Annotated in this window: 18 protein-coding genes; 1 reads left to right on the forward strand and 17 read right to left on the reverse strand. The window is 60.5% G+C overall.

Annotated features, from left to right (window positions below; genetic code table 11):
* Nucleotides 1-37: 37 nt before the first annotated feature.
* Together fghA and J4D52_RS14325 are read right to left on the reverse strand one after the other, a co-directional pair.
* On the reverse strand, nt 38-889 hold the full coding sequence (fghA, locus tag J4D52_RS14320) for an S-formylglutathione hydrolase (RefSeq protein WP_173678563.1): 852 nt from the start codon (nt 887-889) through the stop codon (nt 38-40).
* Between the two features lie 83 nt (nt 890-972).
* Nucleotides 973-2085, reverse strand: a complete 1113-nt coding sequence (locus J4D52_RS14325; protein WP_016705316.1) for an S-(hydroxymethyl)glutathione dehydrogenase/class III alcohol dehydrogenase — start codon at nt 2083-2085, stop codon at nt 973-975.
* A gap of 106 nt (nt 2086-2191) precedes the next feature.
* Between J4D52_RS14325 and J4D52_RS14330 the strand changes: the two genes are divergently transcribed.
* Nucleotides 2192-3088 (forward strand): LysR substrate-binding domain-containing protein, encoded by an 897-nt coding sequence (locus tag J4D52_RS14330; RefSeq protein ID WP_007924036.1) that lies wholly within the window; start codon nt 2192-2194, stop codon nt 3086-3088.
* Between the two features lie 161 nt (nt 3089-3249).
* Here J4D52_RS14330 and ispD read toward each other — a convergent pair whose 3' ends face one another.
* From ispD to bamA, 15 genes are all read right to left on the reverse strand, one after another.
* Entirely contained in the window at nt 3250-3957 is a 708-nt protein-coding gene (gene ispD, locus J4D52_RS14335; protein ID WP_023969802.1) for a 2-C-methyl-D-erythritol 4-phosphate cytidylyltransferase, read from the reverse strand.
* A complete protein-coding gene (gene ftsB, locus J4D52_RS14340) occupies nt 3954-4232 on the reverse strand; it encodes a cell division protein FtsB (protein WP_007924039.1) in 279 nt (92 codons plus the stop codon). Before ftsB ends, ispD begins: the two co-directional genes overlap by 4 nt.
* 172 nt (nt 4233-4404) lie before the next feature.
* The gene (eno, locus tag J4D52_RS14345) at nt 4405-5694 is read right to left on the reverse strand and encodes a phosphopyruvate hydratase (RefSeq protein ID WP_009047225.1); all 1290 of its coding nucleotides are present in this window, start codon (nt 5692-5694) and stop codon (nt 4405-4407) included.
* A gap of 157 nt (nt 5695-5851) precedes the next feature.
* Nucleotides 5852-6697, reverse strand: a complete 846-nt coding sequence (gene kdsA, locus J4D52_RS14350) for a 3-deoxy-8-phosphooctulonate synthase (RefSeq protein ID WP_007924043.1) — start codon at nt 6695-6697, stop codon at nt 5852-5854.
* A gap of 5 nt (nt 6698-6702) precedes the next feature.
* Nucleotides 6703-8334 (reverse strand): CTP synthase, encoded by a 1632-nt coding sequence (locus J4D52_RS14355; RefSeq protein ID WP_007924045.1) that lies wholly within the window; start codon nt 8332-8334, stop codon nt 6703-6705.
* Between the two features lie 274 nt (nt 8335-8608).
* Nucleotides 8609-9937, reverse strand: coding sequence for a tRNA lysidine(34) synthetase TilS (gene tilS, locus J4D52_RS14360; protein ID WP_102677786.1), 1329 nt, complete (start codon nt 9935-9937; stop codon nt 8609-8611).
* 119 nt (nt 9938-10056) lie between these two features.
* Nucleotides 10057-11004, reverse strand: a complete 948-nt coding sequence (locus tag J4D52_RS14365) for an acetyl-CoA carboxylase carboxyltransferase subunit alpha (RefSeq protein ID WP_016705313.1) — start codon at nt 11002-11004, stop codon at nt 10057-10059.
* A gap of 140 nt (nt 11005-11144) precedes the next feature.
* Nucleotides 11145-14669, reverse strand: coding sequence for a DNA polymerase III subunit alpha (gene dnaE / locus J4D52_RS14370; RefSeq protein ID WP_102677787.1), 3525 nt, complete (start codon nt 14667-14669; stop codon nt 11145-11147).
* A gap of 69 nt (nt 14670-14738) precedes the next feature.
* Nucleotides 14739-15371 (reverse strand): ribonuclease HII, encoded by a 633-nt coding sequence (gene rnhB / locus J4D52_RS14375; RefSeq protein WP_081251597.1) that lies wholly within the window; start codon nt 15369-15371, stop codon nt 14739-14741.
* Nucleotides 15372-15382: 11 nt separating this feature from the next.
* Complete coding sequence (gene lpxB / locus J4D52_RS14380) at nt 15383-16513, reverse strand: lipid-A-disaccharide synthase (RefSeq protein WP_063428624.1); 1131 nt, start codon at nt 16511-16513, stop codon at nt 15383-15385.
* Between the two features lie 2 nt (nt 16514-16515).
* Nucleotides 16516-17292, reverse strand: coding sequence for an acyl-ACP--UDP-N-acetylglucosamine O-acyltransferase (lpxA, locus tag J4D52_RS14385; RefSeq protein ID WP_025806631.1), 777 nt, complete (start codon nt 17290-17292; stop codon nt 16516-16518).
* Nucleotides 17289-17729: a 3-hydroxyacyl-ACP dehydratase FabZ gene (gene fabZ, locus J4D52_RS14390; RefSeq protein WP_007924058.1), complete on the reverse strand. Its 441-nt coding sequence runs from the start codon at nt 17727-17729 to the stop codon at nt 17289-17291. The genes lpxA and fabZ overlap by 4 nt, the downstream gene beginning before the upstream one ends.
* 109 nt (nt 17730-17838) lie before the next feature.
* On the reverse strand, nt 17839-18894 hold the full coding sequence (gene lpxD / locus J4D52_RS14395; protein WP_063428622.1) for a UDP-3-O-(3-hydroxymyristoyl)glucosamine N-acyltransferase: 1056 nt from the start codon (nt 18892-18894) through the stop codon (nt 17839-17841).
* A gap of 3 nt (nt 18895-18897) precedes the next feature.
* Nucleotides 18898-19401 (reverse strand): OmpH family outer membrane protein, encoded by a 504-nt coding sequence (locus J4D52_RS14400; protein ID WP_007924063.1) that lies wholly within the window; start codon nt 19399-19401, stop codon nt 18898-18900.
* Nucleotides 19402-19446: 45 nt separating this feature from the next.
* A complete protein-coding gene (gene bamA, locus J4D52_RS14405) occupies nt 19447-21834 on the reverse strand; it encodes an outer membrane protein assembly factor BamA (protein ID WP_025806629.1) in 2388 nt (795 codons plus the stop codon).
* Between the last annotated feature and the right edge of the window lie 30 nt (nt 21835-21864).

Genomic DNA, 21864 nt, shown 5'->3' on the forward strand with positions numbered 1-21864 from the left:
TTGAGTCAGGGCGTGATTCTACCTGCTTTGGCGGACATTAGGCGCTCAGCACGCGCGCATGATGCTGCAGGTGGTCGCCAATGAAGCTGGCGATGAAGAAATAGCTGTGGTCGTAGCCGGGTTGCAGGCGCAATGTCAGCGGATGACCCGCGGCTTTCGCCGCCTGTTGTAGCACTTCGGGCTTGAGCTGATTGGCCAGGAAATCGTCACGATCGCCCTGATCCACCAGCAACGGCAGCTTTTCGCTGGCCTCCTGGATCAGCACGCTGGCATCCCATTCGCGCCAACGGGAACGCTCTTCGCCCAGGTAGCGGGAAAAGGCTTTCTGCCCCCACGGGCAATCCATCGGGTTGCTGATCGGTGCGAAGGCCGATACCGACTGGTAGCGCCCCGGGTTGCGCAACGCGCAGACCAGAGCACCGTGGCCGCCCATGGAGTGCCCGCTGATGCCGCGCTTGTCCGAGGCCGGGAAATGCGCCTCGACCAATGCCGGCAGCTCCTGCACCACATAGTCATGCATGCGGTAATGCTCGGCCCAGGGCTGCTGGGTGGCATTCAGGTAGAAGCCGGCGCCCAGGCCGAAGTCCCAGGCGCCATCCGGATCGCCCGGCACACCAGGGCCGCGCGGGCTGGTATCCGGCGCGACGATGATCAACCCCAGCTCGGCGGCCAGGCGCTGGGCGCCGGCCTTTTGCATGAAGTTTTCGTCGGTGCAGGTCAGGCCGGACAACCAGTACAGCACCGGCAGCTTGCCGCCCTGCTCCGCCTGCGGTGGCAGGTATACGGCAAACACCATGTCGCAGCCCAGCACCTCGGAATGATGCTTGTAGCGTTTGTGCCAGCCGCCGAAGCTTTTCTGGCAGGACAGGTTTTCCAGACTCATGGGCATTTCAGCCGCACGCTTCAAGCTTCAAGCTGCAAGTTGGCGGTAATCGCTCTTGCAGCTTCTGGCTTGCAGCTTGCCACTGCTCCTTAGAAATGAATGACGGTACGGATGCTCTTGCCTTCGTGCATCAGGTCGAAGGCCTTGTTGATGTCCTCCAGCCCCATGGTGTGGGTGATGAAGGTGTCCAGGGGGATTTCGCCGGTCTGGGCCATTTCCACATAGCTTGGCAACTCGGAACGACCACGCACGCCGCCGAATGCCGAACCGCGCCAGACGCGACCGGTCACCAGCTGGAACGGACGGGTGGAGATTTCCTGGCCGGCACCGGCCACGCCGATGATCACCGACTCGCCCCAGCCCTTGTGGCAGCACTCCAGCGCGGCACGCATCAGCTGCACGTTGCCGATGCATTCGAAGGAGAAATCCACGCCGCCGTCGGTCATGTCGACGATGACCTCCTGGATCGGCCGGTCGAAGTCTTTCGGGTTCACGCAATCTGTGGCCCCCAGCTGCTTGGCGATTTCGAACTTGGCCGGGTTGATGTCGATGGCGATGATCCGGCCCGCCTTGGCTTTCACGGCGCCGATCACCGCCGACAGGCCGATGCCGCCCAGGCCGAAGATCGCCACGGTGTCGCCAGCCTTGACCTTGGCGGTGTTGATCACCGCGCCGATCCCGGTGGTGACGCCGCAACCCAGCAGGCAGACTTTTTCCAGAGGCGCTTCTTTAGGAATCTTGGCCACCGAGATTTCCGGCAACACGGTGTACTCGGAAAAGGTCGAGGTGCCCATGTAGTGGAAAATCGGCTGGCCTTTATAGGAGAAACGGGTGGTGCCGTCCGGCATCAGGCCCTTGCCCTGGGTGGCGCGAATCGCCTGGCACAGGTTGGTCTTGCCCGACAGGCAGAATTTGCACTTGCCGCATTCCGGGGTGTACAGCGGGATCACATGATCGCCCACGGCCACCGAGGTCACGCCCTCGCCGATGGCCTCGACCACGGCACCGCCTTCATGACCGAGGATCGACGGGAAGATGCCTTCCGGGTCGGCGCCGGACAGGGTGTAGGCGTCGGTGTGGCAAACGCCGGAAGCGACAACCCGCAATAACACTTCGCCGGCCTTGGGCATGGCGACATCGACTTCAACGATCTCAAGGGGTTTCTTGGCCTCGAAGGCAACGGCAGCGCGCGACTTGATCATCCTGGGTCTCCAGCGAATAAAAACGAGACAGGGAGTGTAAAACAGCGCCTGGCGATGAATAATCCGGACAAAAGCAAAACATTATTGCTGTACAGGGATAATCACCATGAACGAGAACCGCTGGGAAGGCATCGATGAGTTTGTCGCCGTGGCCGAGTGCAGCCAGTTCACCGCCGCCGCGGAACGCCTTGGGGTGTCGTCTTCCCATATCAGCCGGCAGATCGTCCGCCTGGAAGAACGGCTGCAGACCCGCCTGCTGTATCGCAGTACCCGCCGGGTGACCCTGACCGAAGCCGGGCAGACTTTCTTGCAGCATTGCCAGCGTCTGCAGGACGGGCGCGAAGAGGCCTTGCGCGCCGTCGGCGACCTGACCAGCGAGCCCAAGGGCATGCTGCGCATGACCTGCGCGGTGGCCTACGGCGAGCGGTTTATCGTGCCGCTGGTCACCAGTTTCATGGGGCTTTATCCGCAACTGCGGGTGGATATCGAACTGAGCAACCGCCCCCTGGACCTGGTGCATGAAGGCCTGGACCTGGCGATCCGCCTCGGCCGCCTGCAGGATTCACGGCTGGTGGCGACCCGCCTGGCGCCACGCCGCATGTACCTCTGCGCCTCGCCGTCCTACCTGGAGCGTTACGGTCGCCCTCACAGCCTTTCGGAACTGAGCCGCCACAACTGCCTGATCGGCAGCTCGGACATCTGGCAACTGGAGCAGGACGGCCGCGAGTTTTCCCAGCGGGTGCAAGGCAACTGGCGCTGCAACAGCGGACAAGCCGTGCTGGATGCGGCGCTACAGGGGGTTGGCCTCTGTCAGCTACCGGACTATTACGTGCTGGAGCATCTGCATCAGGGCAGCCTGATTTCCCTGCTCGAAGCCCATCAGCCGCCAAATACCGCGGTGTGGGCGCTGTACCCGCAACAACGGCATCTGTCGCCCAAGGTGCGCAAGCTGGTGGATTATCTCAAGGAAGGATTGGCCAAGCGGCCGGAGTACAAGGATTGATCCGTAGCCGCTGCCGCAGGCTGCGATCGGCTACGCAGTAGCCGTCGTAGCGGACAACGCGGTCGATCGGCTTGAAGTACAGACGACTGCAAAAAAGCGCGTCCCGTTCCGGGCCGTTCGCAGCCTGCGACAGCGGCTACAGGGGCCGCGAAAAGCTACGCTCAGCGGCGATTGGCCCAACGCTGGCGCAACCACTCCAGGTCTTCCGGGCGGGTTACCTTGAGGTTGTCCGAACGTCCTTCGATCAGCCGCGGCGCCTGGCCGGCCCACTCCATCGCCGACGCCTCATCGGTAATCGCCACATCCGCCACCAGGCTGTCGGCCAAGGCGCGATGCAAGGCGCCAAGGCGGAACATCTGTGGCGTATAGGCTTGCCAGATCAGGCTGCGATCCACGGTTTCCAGCACTCGGCCGTGCTTGTCGATGCGCTTCAGGGTGTCACGGGCCGGCACCGCGAGCAGACCACCCACAGGGTCATCCGCCAGCTCGCTCAGCAACTTGTCCAGGTCATCCCGGGACAGGTTCGGCCGTGCGGCATCGTGGACCAGCACCCAGTCTTCATCCGCAGCGCCCTGGGCGTGCAGATGGAGCAAGGCATTGAGGACCGATCCGGAACGCTCCGCGCCACCTTCGACCCGCTGGATCCGCGGGTCGTGGGCACAAGCCAGGGTCGGCCAGTAAGGATCGTCAAGCGCCAGGCTGACCACCAGCCCCTTCAGGGAAGGATGATCGAGGAAACAGCCGAGGCTGTGTTCGAGAATAGTGCGCCCGCCCAGCTGCAAGTATTGCTTGGGACGGTCCGCGGCCATACGGGCACCGACGCCCGCGGCAGGAATCACGGCCCAGAAGGCCGGTAACGACTGGATCATTGGGCCAACTGGTAGAGGGTTTCGCCCTCCTTGACCATGCCCAGTTCATGACGAGCCCGCTCTTCCACGGTCTCCATGCCTTTCTTCAATTCCATGACTTCCGCGTCGAGTACACGATTGCGCTCCAGCAGGCGCTCGTTTTCAGCGCGCTGATCGGCAATTTGCTGAGTCAGGTCGGTTACCTGCGCCAAGCTGCCATTCCCCACCCACAGGCGGTACTGCAGGCCAGCCAGCAGCAAGAGCAAGACGAGGAACAACCAATTGGGACTGCGCATCGAATATCGGGTATCCAGTGAAAAAAGACAGCCATGCCAACAACTTCGAACCTACTGACAGCACGAAGCCTGGAAGAACCAGGCTTGTGCTCTTAAGGCATCAGATTAGTGGCAAAAACCTCGCTGATGCGATTTTTCTGACCCAATCCGGTGTCTTTGTACCATCTACCGCTTAACCGCGAAACTCGCTGCGGCCGTTGTACTTGGCCTTGCCATTCAATTGCTCTTCGATACGCAGCAATTGGTTGTACTTGGACACGCGGTCGGAACGGCACAGCGAACCGGTCTTGATCTGGCCAGCCGAGGTGCCAACGGCCAGGTCGGCAATGGTCGAATCTTCGGTTTCGCCGGAACGGTGCGAAATCACTGCGGTGTAACCGGCAGCCTTGGCCATCTGGATGGCTTCCAGGGTTTCGGTCAGGGTGCCGATCTGGTTGAACTTGATCAGGATCGAGTTGGCGATCTTCTTGTCGATGCCTTCTTTCAGGATCTTGGTGTTGGTCACGAACAGGTCGTCGCCTACCAGTTGGGTCTTCTCGCCGATCTTGTCGGTGAGGATCTTCCAGCCAGCCCAGTCGGACTCGTCCAGACCGTCTTCGATGGAGATGATCGGGTAACGCTCGGTCAGGCCTTTGAGGTAGTCGGCGAAACCTTCAGCGGTGAACACCTGGCCTTCGCCGGACAGGTTGTACTTGCCGTCTTCGAAGAACTCGCTGGCCGCGCAGTCCAGAGCCAGGGTCACGTCGGTGCCCAGCTTGTAACCGGCGTTGGCCACGGCTTCGGAGATCACTTTCAGGGCGTCTTCGTTGGAAGCCAGGTTCGGCGCGAAACCACCTTCGTCACCCACGGCGGTGCTCAGGCCACGGGCCTTCAGCACGGCTTTGAGGTGATGGAAAATCTCGGTGCCCATGCGCAGGCCTTCGGAGAAGGACTTGGCGCCAACCGGCTGCACCATGAATTCCTGGATGTCGACGTTGTTATCGGCGTGCTCGCCACCGTTGATGATGTTCATCATCGGCACCGGCATCGAGTAGACGCCCGGAGTACCGTTCAGGTTGGCGATGTGCGCGTACAGCGGCAGGTCCTGGTCCTGTGCTGCTGCCTTGGCCGCGGCCAGGGAAACGGCGAGGATCGCGTTGGCGCCCAGGGTTGCCTTGTTTTCAGTACCGTCCAGCTTGATCATCGCCTGATCGAGGGCCTTCTGGTCGCTTGGGTCTTTACCCAGCAGCAGGTCACGGATCGGACCGTTGATGTTGGCTACGGCCTTCAGTACGCCCTTGCCCAGGTAACGGCTCTTGTCGCCATCACGCAGCTCCAGTGCTTCACGCGAGCCGGTGGAAGCACCGGACGGCGCGCAGGCGCTGCCGATGATGCCGTTATCGAGAAGCACGTCCGCTTCGACGGTGGGGTTGCCACGGGAGTCGAGAACTTCACGACCTTTGATGTCGACGATTTTTGCCATTGTTGTAAACACTCCAAAGTTGACGAAAACGACGCAGCTGAAGGGAATCTCTTTACCGCCGGCAAGCAGGGAACAAGGGGCAGACTTGCGGACGATAAGGCTCAGGCCAGAGGGCCTGAGCAATTAATCGTGCGGTACTTTACCGGAGAAATCGGCTTTACGCGGTCTCTACCGTCGGAAAACTCTTAACCAGTTCGTCCAGGGCCTTGAGCTGGGCCAGGAAAGGTTCGAGCTTGTCCAGACGCAGGGCGCATGGACCGTCGCATTTGGCGTTGTCCGGATCCGGATGGGCTTCCAGGAACAGGCCAGCCAGGGACTGGCTCATGCCGGCCTTGGCCAGGTCGGTGACCTGGGCGCGGCGACCGCCGGCCGAGTCGGCACGACCGCCGGGCATTTGCAGCGCGTGGGTCACGTCGAAGAACACCGGGTATTCGAACTGCTTCATGATGCCGAAGCCGAGCATGTCCACGACCAGGTTGTTGTAACCGAAGCTCGAACCACGCTCGCAGAGGATCAACTGATCGTTACCCGCTTCTTCGCATTTGCTCAGGATGTGTTTCATTTCCTGGGGCGCGAGGAACTGGGCTTTCTTGATGTTGATCACCGCACCGGTCTTGGCCATCGCGACCACCAGGTCGGTCTGGCGCGACAGGAAGGCCGGCAGTTGAATGATGTCGCAGACCTCAGCGACGACCGCAGCCTGATGCGGCTCGTGGACGTCGGTGATGATCGGCACGCCGAAGGCTTGCTTGATGTCCTGGAAGATGCGCATGCCCTCTTCCAGGCCAGGACCACGATAAGAGGTCACAGAAGACCGGTTGGCCTTGTCGAAACTGGCCTTGAACACGTAAGGGATACCGAGCTTTTCGGTGACCTTCACGTACTCTTCGCAGACCTGCATGGCCATGTCACGGCTTTCCAGCACGTTCATGCCGCCGAACAGCACCATGGGCTTGTCGTTGGCAATCTCGATGTCGCCGACGCGGATGATCTTCTGTGCCATCGGGGTTACGCCTTCTTCTGGTGTTGAGCCAAAGCCGCCTTGACGAAGCCACTGAACAGCGGATGGCCGTCACGTGGAGTCGAGGTGAACTCAGGGTGGAACTGGCAGGCGACGAACCATGGATGGTCCTGCGCCTCGACCACTTCAACCAGCGCGCCATCGCCGGAACGACCGGAAATCTTCAGGCCGGCGTCGATCAGCTGTGGCAACAGGTTGTTGTTCACTTCGTAACGGTGACGGTGACGCTCGACGATCACGTCCTTGGCGTAGCAATCGTGCACCTTGGAGCCGGCTTCGAGCAGGCATTCCTGAGCGCCGAGACGCATGGTGCCGCCCAGGTCGGAAGCTTCGGTACGGGTTTCGACGGCACCGGTGGCATCAGCCCACTCGGTGATCAGGCCGACGACCGGGTGACCGCTGGCGCGATCGAACTCGGTGGAGTTGGCGTCTTTCCAGCCCATGACGTTACGAGCGAACTCGATCACGGCCACTTGCATGCCCAGGCAGATACCCAGGTAAGGCACCTTGTTTTCGCGAGCGTACTGGACGGCGGTGATCTTGCCTTCCACGCCACGCAGGCCGAAACCGCCTGGAACCAGGATTGCATCGACGCCTTCGAGCAGCGCGGTGCCCTGGTTCTCGATGTCTTCGGAGTCGATGTAACGCAGGTTGACCTTGGTGCGGTTGGTGATGCCGGCGTGACTCATCGCTTCAATCAGCGACTTGTAGGCGTCCAGCAGCTCCATGTACTTGCCGACCATGGCGATGGTGACTTCGTGCTCGGGGTTGAGCTTGGCGTCGACCACTTTTTCCCACTCGGACAGATCGGCACCGTTGCATTGCAGGCCGAAACGCTCGACGACGAAATCGTCCAGACCCTGGGCGTGCAGCACTGCCGGGATCTTGTAGATGGTGTCGACGTCTTCCAGGGAAATCACCGCACGCTCTTCAACGTTGGTGAACAACGCGATCTTGCGACGCGAGGACACGTCCACCGGGTGGTCGGAGCGGCAGATCAGCACGTCAGGCTGCAGGCCGATGGAGCGCAGTTCTTTCACCGAGTGCTGGGTCGGCTTGGTCTTGGTCTCGCCAGCAGTGGCGATGTACGGAACCAGGGTCAGGTGCATCAGCATCGCGCGCTTGGAACCGACTTCGACGCGCAGCTGGCGGATAGCCTCGAGGAAGGGTTGCGACTCGATGTCACCCACGGTGCCGCCGATCTCCACCAGGGCCACGTCGGCATCGCCGGCGCCCTTGATGATGCGACGCTTGATCTCGTCGGTGATGTGCGGAATCACCTGGATGGTGGCGCCCAGGTAATCACCACGGCGCTCTTTGCGCAGCACGTGCTCGTAGACACGACCGGTGGTGAAGTTGTTGTTCTGGGTCATGGTCGTGCGGATGAACCGCTCGTAGTGGCCCAGGTCCAGGTCGGTCTCGGCGCCGTCGTGGGTGACGAACACTTCACCGTGCTGGAACGGGCTCATGGTGCCCGGGTCGACGTTGATGTACGGGTCCAGCTTCAGCATGGTGACCTTAAGTCCCCGCGCCTCCAGGATGGCCGCCAATGAAGCCGAGGCAATGCCTTTCCCCAATGAAGAAACAACACCGCCCGTGACGAATATGTAGCGCGTCATGAAAAACCCTAGAAGTCTGCGTTAAAGCGGTCCGAGCCGCCGGGGAAAGCGAAGGAAGGCCGAAGCCCCCGATCACCTGCATTAATCACAGTGCACCTTTCAAAAAAACCGCCGCGTTGGGACAGACCGGAAGAGAAAACACCGGTACGTTGCTCGCTACACATTTTTTGGAATCGCCCAGCAAAGACTGCTTGGTAATCGGCAACTCCTGCAATTCAGGCGAATCCACAGAAGTTGTATCAAGAAGGGAGCGTAGTCTACCGGAAAGGGACTTTCAGCTCAAACCTTGATCGCTCGAAGGCGGCTGCCAATGCAATTGCCAGCCTTCATGGGCATTTGCGTCAAGACCTGGCAGGTTCGCCACCGCGAGTAATTCTTCGCCTCGATACAGCAGCGGCAATCTGCCACGGGCGAAGGCTGGCAGACCCGCCTCGTTGAGCAGGCGCTTGAGGTCGCGGTGGCCGCGCCCGGACAGTTGCATCACCTCGCCCCCTTGACGGTAACGCACCTGCAAGGGCCCTTGCGGCGCTCCCCCGGTGAACTGCAATTGACCATTACCCGGCAACGGCAGAGGCGCAGCGGTATCGACCCAACTCGGTGCAGACAGCACGGGTTGCAACCAGCTATCCGACAACCACCAGACGCGCCCTGCCGCCCGCTGCAACTCGCCCCGCCCCAGCCGCCATACCGGACGGCTGTCGCCTGCGGCATCGCGCAGCGTCTGCCAGCCTGCCCAGTGGTCACTGTCCGGCAACGACGTGAACCGACTCAACCAGTGGCTCAGGGCATTGCGCTGGCGCGCCTCCGACAAACCGACCAAAGGCGCCAGCGCCAGGGACGGTAACCCCAGCCACTCGAATTCAGCGCCCAAAGCCGCCTCTTGCAGATCAATGATCGCCAGCTCATCCAGTAACTCCCGGGCCTCGCGCAAATGCGCCGCGCTGCGTGCCATGCTGCTGGCAGCCTGTGGCCAGCGAGCGGTCAGCAATGGGAACACCTGATGGCGCAGGTAGTTGCGGGAGAACTGCCAATCCTGGTTGGAGGGATCGTCGATCCAGCGCAGCTGGTGATCACGAGCGTAACGCTCCAGCTCGTCGCGGGAGACATCGAGCAAGGGCCGCAGCAAGTGCCCCTGCCCCAGCACACGCGACGCCGGCATGGCGGACAGCCCCCTGACCCCGGCCCCGCGCAGCAGACGAAACAACAGGGTTTCCGCCTGATCGTCACGGTGCTGGGCGGTCAGCAACAGCTCATTACCGCCGATGACCTCTTCGAACGCGGCATAACGCGCTTCCCGCGCCGCGCGTTCGAGACTGGCCCCCGGTTGTACCTGTACCGCCACTATTTGCAACGACACCCCCAGAGCCTCGCACTGGGCTCGACAATGCTCCGGCCAGGCGTCAGCCGCAGCCTGAAGGCCGTGATGCACGTGTATGGCGGTCAAAGGGGGAAGTGTGTGTCGCTGCCTGAGTTCGGCAAGCAGGTGAAGCAGGACGGTGGAGTCGAGGCCACCAGAGAACGCGATGCGCCAGACCGATCGATCCAGCCAAGGCAGGAGGCGCTGCAGCAGTTTTTGCGTAAGGACTGTATCGAATGGGCTCATGAATGGACCGGATCCTGAGTAGAGACCGAGCTTGCTCGCAGTACCTGAAAAGCCTCGACCTGAATGGCCGAGGCGCCCATTTCGCGAGCAAGCCCGCCCCTACAAGGAGCGTCGATCTGTCAGAGACCGTAGCTCATCAGGCGATCGTAACGACGCGCCAGCAGGGTGTCGTTATCCATCTTCTTGAGCATCGCCAGCTGGGAAGTCAGCTCGGCGCGGATCAGTGCGGCAGCGGCAGCCGGATCACGGTGCGCGCCACCCAGCGGCTCGCTGATGACCTTGTCGACAATGCCCAGGCCTTTCAGGCGCTCGGCGGTGATGCCCATGGCTTCGGCGGCATCCGGCGCTTTCTCGGCGGTTTTCCACAGGATCGAGGCGCAGCCTTCCGGCGAGATCACCGCATAAGTGGAGTACTGCAGCATGTTCAGTTGATCGCAGACACCAATGGCCAGCGCACCGCCGGAACCACCTTCACCAATCACGGTGGCGATGATCGGGGTTTTCAGGCGCGCCATGACCCGTAGGTTCCAGGCGATAGCCTCGCTCTGGTTGCGCTCTTCGGCGTCGATGCCCGGGTAGGCGCCCGGGGTGTCGATGAAGGTCAGGATCGGCATCTTGAAGCGCTCGGCCATTTCCATCAGGCGGCAGGCCTTGCGATAGCCTTCAGGACGCGGCATGCCGAAGTTGCGACGGACTTTCTCGCGCACTTCACGGCCTTTCTGGTGACCGATGATCATTACCGGCTGGTCGTCCAGACGGGCAACACCGCCGACGATTGCGGCGTCGTCGGAGAAGTGACGGTCGCCATGCAGTTCGTCGAACTCGGTGAAGATGTGCTCGATGTAGTCCAGGGTGTACGGACGACGCGGGTGACGCGCCAGGCGTGCGATCTGCCAGCTGGTCAGCTTGCCGAAGATGTCTTCGGTCAGGGTGCTGCTCTTGTCTTGCAGGCGGGAGATCTCATCGCCGATATTCAGCGAATTGTCATTACCGACCAAGCGCAACTCTTCGATCTTGGCTTGCAGGTCGGCGATCGGCTGTTCGAAATCAAGAAAATTCGGGTTCATAGGCGTCCGTCTTGGGTCGACGTCCAAGAGAGCTTGGGCCGGCCGGTTGTCTATTCGCGCCCTACCTTAAGGGAGAGGCGCGTTCAGGTCGAGATTAAAAATTCGGGTCGAGATCGGCGCACTTTTATGGCGCCTGACCGTCAACGGTATTGGAGGAAGACGTTGTCTCGCCCGAACTGGTCACGCAGGGCTTGAATCAAGGCATCCGCCGGATCGATCCGCCAGGCTTCGCCGAACTGCAGCAAGGCCTTGGCGTCCTCCTTGGTGTACTCCATGGAGATCGGGCAAGCGCCGCGATGGCGTTTGCACAGTTCCCCCAGCCAGCGTAGCTGATCGCCCTTGAGGGCTTCGGTATGCACCTTCAGGCGCAGGCTTTCCGCCAGGTTGGTGCGGGCATCTTCCATGCTCATCACCCGTTTGACCCGCAGGCGCAGGCCGCCGGAGAAGTCGTCGTTGCTGACCTCGCCCTCGACCACCACCATTGCGTCGGTCTGAAGCAGGGACTGGGCCGAATGGAAGGCATCGGCGAACAGCGAAGCCTCGATCCGCCCGGAACGATCGTCAAGGGTGATGAACCCCATCTTGTCGCCCTTTTTGTTCTTCATGACCCGCAGGGCAATGATCATGCCCGCGACGGTCTGGGTATCGCGCGCCGGCTTCAGGTCGACGATGCGCTGGCGGGCGAAACGCCGGATCTCACCTTCGTATTCGTCGATCGGGTGTCCGGTCAGGTACAGCCCGAGGGTATCTTTCTCCCCTTTCAGGCGTTCCTTGAGGGTCAGTTCCTTGGCCTTGCGATGATTGGCGTAGACATCCGCGTCCTCTTCGACGAAGACCCCGCCGAACAGGTCGGCGTGGCCACTGTCGGCGGTTCGCGCGGTCTGCTCGGCCGCCTTGACCGCTTCCTCCAGGGCCGACAACAGCACCGCGCGGTTGCGGTCGATATTGGCTTGGTAGGCTTTGATTTCATCGTGGAAGTGCGGCCCCAGGCGGTCCAGGGCACCACTGCGGATCAACGCATCGAGGGTACGCTTGTTGATGCGCTTGAGATCGACCCGGCTGCAGAAGTCGAACAGGTCCTTGAACGGACCACCTTCGGCACGGGCCTCGACGATCGCCTCAACCGGCCCCTCGCCCACGCCCTTGATCGCTCCCAGGCCATAGACGATGCGGCCGTCGTTGTTGACGGTGAACTTGAAGTCGGAACTGTTCACATCCGGCGCATCGAGGCGCAGCTTCATGCTGCGCACTTCTTCGATCAGCACCACCACCTTGTCGGTGTTGTGCATATCCGCGGACAGTACCGCCGCCATGAAAGGCGCCGGGTGATGCGTCTTGAGCCATGCAGTCTGGTAGGACACCAGCCCGTAGGCGGCCGAGTGGGACTTGTTGAAACCGTAGCCGGCGAATTTTTCCACCAGGTCGAAGATGTTGCCCGCCAGGTCGGCATCGATACTGTTGTTGGCGCAACCTTCGATGAAGCCGCCGCGCTGCTTGGCCATCTCCTCGGGTTTCTTCTTACCCATGGCACGACGCAGCATGTCGGCCCCGCCAAGGGTATAGCCAGCCATCACCTGGGCAATCTGCATCACCTGTTCCTGATACAGGATGATGCCGTAGGTCGGCGCCAGTACCGGCCGCAAGCCCTCGTACTGGTAGTCCGGATGCGGATAGGCCAGTTCGGCGCGACCGTGCTTACGGTTGATGAAGTCGTCCACCATGCCCGATTGCAACGGACCGGGACGGAACAACGCTACCAGTGCGATCAGATCTTCCAGGCAGTCAGGCTTGAGCTTCTTGATCAGCTCCTTCATGCCTCGGGATTCGAGCTGGAACACTGCGGTGGTCTCGGCCTTCTGCAGCAGCTCGTACGTCTTCTTGTCGTCCAGCGGGATGAAGTCGATGTTGACGTCGGGCAGGTTCTTTTTCACCTGCTCGCGGTTGATGGTCTCCATCGCCCACTTGATGATGGTCAGGGTCCGCAGGCCGAGGAAGTCGAACTTCACCAGGCCGGCGGCCTCGACGTCGTCCTTGTCGAACTGGGTTACCAGGCCGTCGCCGGCTTCGTCGCAGTAGATCGGCGAGAAGTCGGTCAGCTTGGTCGGGGCGATAACCACGCCACCGGCGTGCTTGCCGACGTTACGCACCACGCCCTCGAGCTTGCGCGCCATCTCCCAGATTTCCGCCGCTTCTTCATCGACCTTGATGAAGTCGCGCAGGATTTCTTCCTGCTCGTAGGCTTTTTCCAGGGTCATGCCGACTTCGAAGGGAATCATCTTCGACAAACGGTCAGCCAGGCCGTAAGACTTGCCCTGAACCCGCGCCACGTCACGCACCACAGCCTTCGCGGCCATGGAACCGAAGGTGATGATCTGGCTTACCGCGTTACGGCCATATTTCTCGGCCACATAGTCGATAACCCGGTCACGACCGTCCATGCAGAAGTCGACGTCGAAGTCGGGCATGGAAACCCGTTCCGGGTTGAGGAAACGTTCGAACAGCAGGTCGTAGGCCAGCGGGTCGAGGTCGGTGATCTTCTGCACGTAGGCCACCAGGGAGCCGGCACCCGACCCCCGGCCAGGCCCTACCGGCACCCCGTTGCTCTTGGCCCACTGGATAAAGTCCATAACGATCAGGAAGTAACCGGGGAATCCCATCTGGATGATGATATCCAGCTCGAAATTCAGCCGGTCGACATACACCTGGCGCTTGGCTTCATAGTCCTCGGTGGTGTCCCTGGGCAGCAGCACGCTGAGGCGCTCGTCCAGCCCATCGAAGGAAACCTTGCGGAAATATTCATCGATGGTCATGCCATCGGGAATCGGATAGTCAGGCAAGAAGTGCTTGCCCAGCTTCACTTCGATATTGCAGCGCTTGGCGATCTCGACCGTGTTTTCCAGCGCCTCGGGCAGGTCGCTGAACAGCTCGGCCATTTCCTCGGCGCTTTTCAGGTACTGCTGATCGCTGTAGTTCTTCGAGCGGCGCGGGTCGTCGAGGGCGCGGCCTTCACCGATGCAGACCCGGGTTTCATGGGCCTCGAAGTCTTCGCGCTTGATGAAGCGCACATCGTTGGTCGCCACCAGCGGCGCGCCGATCTTGTCCGCCAGGGCCACGGCTGCGTGCAGCTGCTCTTCGTCGTTGGGACGGTTGGTACGCTGCACTTCCAGATAGAAACGGTCCGGGAACACCGCCATCCACTCGCGGGCCAGGGTTTCCGCTTCTTGCAGGTCGCCAGAGAGCAAGGCGATACCGATCTCGCCCTCTTTCGCGGCCGAGAGCATGATCAGGCCTTCGGCGGCCTCGGCCACCCACTCGCGCTCGATGATGATCTGGCCGTTACGCTGGCCGTCGATGAAGCCGCGGGAAATCAGCTCGGTCAGATTGCGATAGCCCATGGCATTCATCACCAGCAGGCTGATGCGGCTCAGTGGATTCTCGGGGTCCTTGTTCGACAGCCACAGGTCGGCGCCACAGATCGGCTTGATCCCGGTGCCCATGGATGCCTTGTAGAACTTGACCAGGGAACACATGTTGTTCTGGTCGGTAACCGCCACCGCGGGCATGCCCATGCCGGCCAACGTCTTGACCAGCGGTTTGATCCGCACCAGACCGTCAACCAGGGAATATTCAGTGTGCAGGCGTAGATGAACGAATGAAGCCGGCATAGTGATCCTGTAATGAGCGCAAAAACAACAAGGCCCGGATTGTACCGGGCCTTGGCTAAAACATCAGCCTCAGGACTGAATCTCGCCCGCGTTCTCACGGGCTTCATAGGCTTGGCGCACCGGTGCGAACGAGCGCCGGTGAATCGGCGTCGGCCCCAGGCGGGCCAGCGCTTCCAGATGAACGGGCGTCGGATAGCCCTTGTGCCCGCCGATGCCATAACCGGGGTAAATCAGCTCGAACGCCGCCATCTCGCGATCCCGGCTGACCTTGGCCAGAATCGACGCCGCGGCGATCGCCGGCACCTTGCTATCGCCCTGGACCACGGCTTCGGCAGGCATCGACAGTTTCGGGCAACGATTACCGTCGATCATCGCCAGTTTCGGGGTCACGCTCAGCCCTTCTACCGCGCGCTGCATGGCCAGCATGGTGGCATGCAGGATATTCAGCTCGTCGATTTCCTCGACTTCGGCGCGGGCAATGCACCAGCTCAGGGCTTTCTCACAAATCTCGTCGTAGAGCTTTTCGCGACGGGCCTCGGTGAGCTTCTTCGAGTCGTTCAGGCCGAGAATCGGCCGGTTCGGATCGAGAATGACCGCAGCCGTGACCACCGCGCCGCACAAGGGGCCACGCCCTACTTCGTCAACACCGGCCACCAGGTCTTCAGCATCGGCCACCAGCGAGAAATCCAGTCCCATCTGCATCTTTTCGTTACTCATGCCGGTTTGCCAATCAGGTTCAACACCGCTTCAGCCGCCTGGTTCGAGGCATCCCGGCGCAGGGTGCGATGGATCTCGTCAAACCCGCGGGTCTGCTCCTGGCCGTCTTCGATCAAGGGCGACAGGGTCTGGGCCAGGGCCTCTGCAGTGGCGTCGTCCTGCAGCAACTCGGGAACCAGCAGGCGCTGGGCCAGCAGGTTCGGCAGGGAAATATATGGACTCTTGACCATGCGCTTGAGAATCCAGAAGGTCAGCGGCGCCAGGCGGTAGGCGACGACCATCGGGCGCTTGTACAGCAGCGCCTCAAGGGTCGCGGTGCCGGAGGCGATCAATACCGCGTCGCAAGCCGCCAGCGCCTGATGCGACTGGCCGTTGAGCAGGGTCAACGGCAGGTCGCGACCGGCCAAAAGCTCTTCCAGCTGAACGCGTCGCTCGGGACTTGCACAGGGCATGACGAAACGCACGCCTGGACGCAAGGCACGCAGGCGTTGTGCTGCGTCGAGGAACAAAGCCCCGAGGCGCCCGACTTCGCCGCCACGGCTGCCCGGCATCAGGGCCACCAGTGGCCCCTCGGGCAAGCCCAGTTCAGCGCGAGCCGCGGCCCGGTCAGCCTCCAGCGGAATGGCGTCAGCCAGGGAGTGCCCGACGAATCGCACCGGCACGCCCTTCTCTTCATAGAATTTGGCTTCGAACGGGAACAGCGTCAGCATCAGGTCGCAACCTTCGCGGATCTTCAGCACGCGCTTTTGCCGCCAGGCCCAGACCGAAGGGCTGACGTAGTGCACGGTCTTGATGCCGGCCTGACGCAACTGGAGTTCGATATTCAGGTTGAAATCGGGGGCGTCGATGCCGATGAACACGTCCGGTTTCTCGGCGATCAGGGTCTGAACCAGCTTCTTGCGCCGGGCCAGCAGTTCGCGCAAGCGCCCCAGGACTTCCACCAGCCCCATGACCGCTAGGCGCTCCATCGGGAAATAGGAAGTCAGCCCTTCGGCCTGCATCAGCGGGCCACCGACACCGATAAATTCAACGGTGGGATGCCGGGCCTTGAGCGCGCGCATCAAACCGGCGCCAAGAATGTCGCCGGAAGCTTCGCCAGCCACCAGCGCAATACGCAGTTTGCTCATGATTAACGGGTGATGCCGCGAGTCGAAGACTGGATCGAGTCACGAAATACCGCGACTTCGGGAAATTGTGCAGCGGCCTCTGCCAGCTCGGCGAGCGCCTGATCGACAGTCAAACCCTGGCGATAAACCACCTTATAGGCTCGACGCAGGGCGTGAATCGCGTCTTCGCTGAAACCACGACGGCGCATGCCCTCGAAGTTCATGCTGCGGGCCTCGGCCGGGTTGCCAAATACTGTGACAAAGGCCGGAACATCCTTGCCGATCGCCGTCCCCATGCCGGAAAAGCTGTGGGCGCCGATATGGCAATACTGGTGAACCAGGGTGAAGCCGGACAGGATGGCCCAGTCGTCCACATGCACATGGCCGGCCAACGCTGTGTTGTTGACCAGGATGCAATGGTTGCCGATCACGCTGTCGTGACCGATATGGGCGTACGCCATGACCAGGTTGTGATCGCCGAGGGTGGTCTCGGAACGATCCTGGACAGTGCCACGGTGAATGGTCACGCCTTCTCGAATGACGTTGTGGTCACCAATTACCAGGCGGGTTTCCTCGCCCTTGTACTTAAGATCGGGAGTGTCTTCGCCTACCGAGGAGAACTGGTAGATACGATTGTGCTTACCGATCCGGGTCGGGCCTTTGAGCACCACATGCGGCCCGATCACCGTACCCTCGCCGATTTCCACACCGGCGCCAACGATCGACCACGGGCCAACCTCAACGTCGTCGGCCAGAATGGCCGTCGGATCGATGATTGCGCGAGGGTCAATCAAACTCATAGTTTGCGTTCCGCACAGATGATTTCAGCGGAGCAGACTGGTTTGCCGTCGACCGAGGCCTGGCATTCGAATTTCCAGATCTGGCGCTTGCAGCTGATGAACTTGGCTTCCAGGATCAACTGGTCGCCCGGCAGTACCGGCTGGCGGAAGCGCAGCTTGTCGGAACCGACGAAGTAATAGAGGGTGCCATCGGCCGGCTTCACGTCCAGCATCTTGAAACCAAGGATGCCCGCAGCCTGAGCCATAGCTTCGATGATCAGCACGCCCGGCATGATTGGATGCGCGGGGAAGTGACCATTGAAGAAGGGTTCGTTGATGCTGACATTCTTGTAGGCACGAATGCACTTGCCTTCAACATCCAGGTCCACCACCCGGTCCACCAACAGGAACGGGTAACGGTGAGGCAGGTATTCGCGAATCTCGTTGATGTCCATCATTTCGGGGGGAAGCCTGTAGTAAAGATTGGGAGCGCGCGACTAACGCACACTCCTCTAGCAAATCAAGGAGGCAGTCTAACGGCTGTGCACACTTGATATGGAAATGGTATCAGCCATCTGATGAAGCTTTACCGTCGGGGGTCACGTCCCCTACGCGCTTTTCCAGTTGTCGCAAGCGTCGCGCGAGATCATCGAGCTGACGGATGCGTGCCGCGCTTTTGCGCCACTCGGCAGCAGGCTGCATGGCTGTACCGGAAGAGTAGGAGCCCGGCTCGGTAATCGAGTGAGTCACCATGGTCATCCCGGTCAGGAAAACGTTGTCGCAAATATCGATGTGGCCGACCAGCCCGACACCGCCGGCGAGCATGCAATGCTTGCCGATCCGGGTGCTGCCGGAAATACCGACACAGGCCGCCATGGCGGTGTGATCACCGACCTGGACGTTGTGAGCGATCTGAATCTGGTTATCCAGCTTCACGCCATTGCCAATGACGGTATCGGCCAGCGCACCGCGATCGATAGCGGTATTCACGCCGATCTCGACATCATCGCCAATGGTGACGCCACCAATCTGCGCGATCTTCTGCCAGATGCCTTTCTCGTTGGCGAAACCGAAACCTTCGCCGCCGAGCACCGCACCGGACTGAATGACCACGCGCTTGCCGATACGCACATCGTGGTAAAGCGTCACGCGTGGAGCCAACCAGCCGCCCTCGCCAATCTGGCAACGAGCACCGATAAAACAATGGGCTCCGATCGTGACACCCGCGGCGATTTGCGCACCGCTCTCGATGACCGCAAACGCGCCAATACAGGCAGCCGCGTCGACCACAGCATCCTCGGCAATGACCGCAGTCGGATGAATACCGGCTGGCGCCTTGGGCTTGGGATCGAACAGGTGGGAAATCCGTGCGTACGACAGGTAGGGATCAGCCACTACCAAGGCATCACCGGCATAACCTTCGGCATCCGCCGCCTTCAGCAGCACGGCTCCTGCCTGACTGTCAGCCAGATACTTACGGTATTGGGGATTTGCCAAAAAGCTCAACTGAGCTGGGCCAGCCTCCTGCAAGGTGGCTAGCCCAGTGATTTCTTTCTCTGCGGAGCCACGCAAGGTGGCTCCGAGGAACTCGGCCAGCTGGCCGAGCTTTATAGTCGCTGTCATGGGTTACTTCAGCTGATTCATGCGCTCGATAACCTGGCGAGTGATGTCGTACTGAGGTTTGACATCAATCACTGCACCACGCTCGAACACCAGGTCAAAACCACCTTTCTTGATGACTTCTTCCACGGCGCTGTCGAGTTTCGGTTTCAGCTGCTTGAGCATTTCACGATCGGCAACGGCCTTGGCTTCGTTCAGTTCCTTGGACTGGAACTGGAAGTCGCGGGCTTTCTGCTTGAATTCGAGCTCCAGGCGCTCACGCTCGCCTTGCTGCATCTTGTCGCCACCGGCAACCAGGCGATCCTGGATACCCTTGGCGCTGCTTTCCAGGGTTTTCAGCTTGTTCAACTGCGGGCCGAACTTCTTCTCGGCATCCACTGCGTACTTCTTCGCAGCATCGGATTCCAGCAGAGCCATCTGATAGTTCAGTACGGCGATTTTCATGTCGGCGAAGGCCGGGCCTGCTACCAGGACAGTCGCCAGGAGAACCAATTGAGTCAACTTACGCACGATGCACTCCTACAAAATCCATTGTCGTTATCTTGGGTCAAGCTCTTAGAAAGTCTGACCGAGGGAGAATTGGAACACCTGGGTTTCAGCGTCGTCAGGTTTCTTGATCGGCATCGCCAGAGCAAAGCTCAGCGGGCCCAGAGCGGTTACCCATGTCACGCCGACACCCACGGAACTGGCCAGATTGCTCAGGCTGATGTCGTTACATTGTGTATTGGACGACGTGCCGTTGGTGTTGGTGGTCTTCTCGCACTTGGAGTCGAATACGTTACCCACGTCCCAGAACACGGAAGTCCGCAGCGAACGTTGATCCTTGACGAACGGCATCGGGAACAACACCTCGACACCACCCTGGATCAGCACGTTGCCACCGAATGGCAAGGCATCCTGGTCAGGGTCAAGCGAGGTACCGGCGTTGCCCGTCACACCTACACCACGGCTCGGAGTACTGCGAGGGCCCAAGGTGCTGTCCTTGAAACCACGAACCGAGTTGAAACCACCAGCATAGTAGTTTTCATAGAACGGCAAGCCGTCGGTCGAACCATAACCGTCGCCATAACCCAGCTCGGTGTGCAGGCGCATGGTGTAGGTGTCGGTCAGCGGCTGGAACAACTGGCCACGGTAGTCGAGCTTGAAGAACGACAGGTCACTACCTGGAGTAGTGGCTTCCAGGACCAGGCTTTGGGAGTGACCACGGGTCGCCAGGACACCTTTGTTCAGGGTGGACTCGGACCAGCCGGCCGAAGCCTTGAAGTTCAGGTAGTTGTCGCCTTCGCGGTTAACGAAGTCGAAGATCTCGTCGACGGTATAACGACCGGTCTTGATCTTGTCTTGTTGCGCGGTCAGGCCGAAGGTCAGACGCGAAGTCTCGCTGATCGGGTAGCCAACGCTGACGCCAGCACCCAGGCTGTCTACCGCATAGCTCGCCACGTCGACATCGAGGTCGTCGTAGTCAGTGGTGCGATAGAACGCGTTGTAACCCAGGCTCACGCCATCGGCAGTCCAGTAGGGGTCGACATAACCGAAGTTGTAACGGCTTTGGTATTCGCTGCGGGTCAGGCCGATGCTGACCTTGTTACCGGTACCCAGGAAGTTGTTCTGGGTGATCGAACCACCGAGGATCAGGCCGGCGCTCTGGGCGAAACCGACGCTGGCGGTAATCGAACCGGAAGCCTGCTCTTCAACCGCGTAGTTGACGTCTACCTGGTCGTCGACACCTGGCACGGCCGGGGTTTCGACGTTGACTTCCTTGAAGAAACCCAGACGCTCCAGACGGGTCTTGGACTGGTCGATCAGGTAGGTCGAAGCCCAGCCACCTTCCATCTGACGCATTTCGCGACGCAGCACTTCGTCTTCGGACTTGGTGTTGCCGCGGAAGTTGATGCGGTTCACATAGGCACGCTTGCCGGGATCGACCACGAAAGTGATATCGACCGTGTGATCTTCGTCGTGGGGCTGCGGAACGCCGTTGACGTTGGCGAAGGTATAACCCTCGTTGCCCAGGCGGCGGGTGATCAACTCGGAAGTGGTGGTCATCAATTTACGCGAGAACACCTGGCCCTTCTCGACCAGCAGCAGCGACTTGACCTGGTCTTCAGGCACTTTCAGGTCACCGCTGAGCTTCACGTCACGAACGCTGTACTTCTCGCCTTCGTTGACGTTCACAGTGATGTAGACGTGTTTCTTGTCCGGGGTGATCGAAACCTGGGTCGAAGCGATATCCATGTTGATATAGCCACGGTCCAGGTAGTAAGAACGCAGGCGCTCCAAGTCACCGGAGAGTTTCTCACGGGCATACTTGTCGTCGTTCTTGAAGAACGACAGCCAGTTGGTGGTTTTGAGTTCGAACAGTTCGACCAGGTCTTCGTCCGGGAATACGGTGTTGCCCACGACGTTGATGTGCTGGATGGCAGCTACGGTGCCTTCGTTGATATTGACCTTCAACGCCACACGGTTGCGCGGCTGCGGAACCACTTCGGTATCGACGGTGGCCGAGTAGCGGCCCTGAGCGACATATTGGCGCTGCAGTTCGTTACGAACACCTTCAAGGGTCGCACGCTGGAAGATTTCGCCTTCTGCGAGACCGGATTGCTTGAGGCCTTTCATCAGGTCTTCAGTGGAAATCGCCTTGTTGCCTTCGATTTCGATACTGGCGACGGATGGACGCTCGACTACCGTGATGACCAGGACATTGCCATCGCGGCCCAGCTGGATATCTTGAAAGAAGCCGGTTTTGAACAGCGCACGAGTGGATTCCACCAGGCGACGATCATCCGCCTGCTCACCGACGTTCAACGGCAAGGCACCAAAGACGCTACCCGCGGAGACCCGCTGGAGGCCATTGACGCGGATATCGGAGATAGTGAAGGACTCGGCGTGAACTTCGGCGATCATCAATACGGAGAGAACCGCAGTTAGCAGCAGACGTTTCATGAAGTCCTTTCTTATTCCAACTGGCAATAA

Origin of the sequence: Pseudomonas sp. GW460-12-10-14-TSB1, from assembly GCF_017349775.1 — a bacterium.
GTDB classification, from domain to species: Bacteria; Pseudomonadota; Gammaproteobacteria; order Pseudomonadales; family Pseudomonadaceae; genus Aquipseudomonas; species Aquipseudomonas piscium.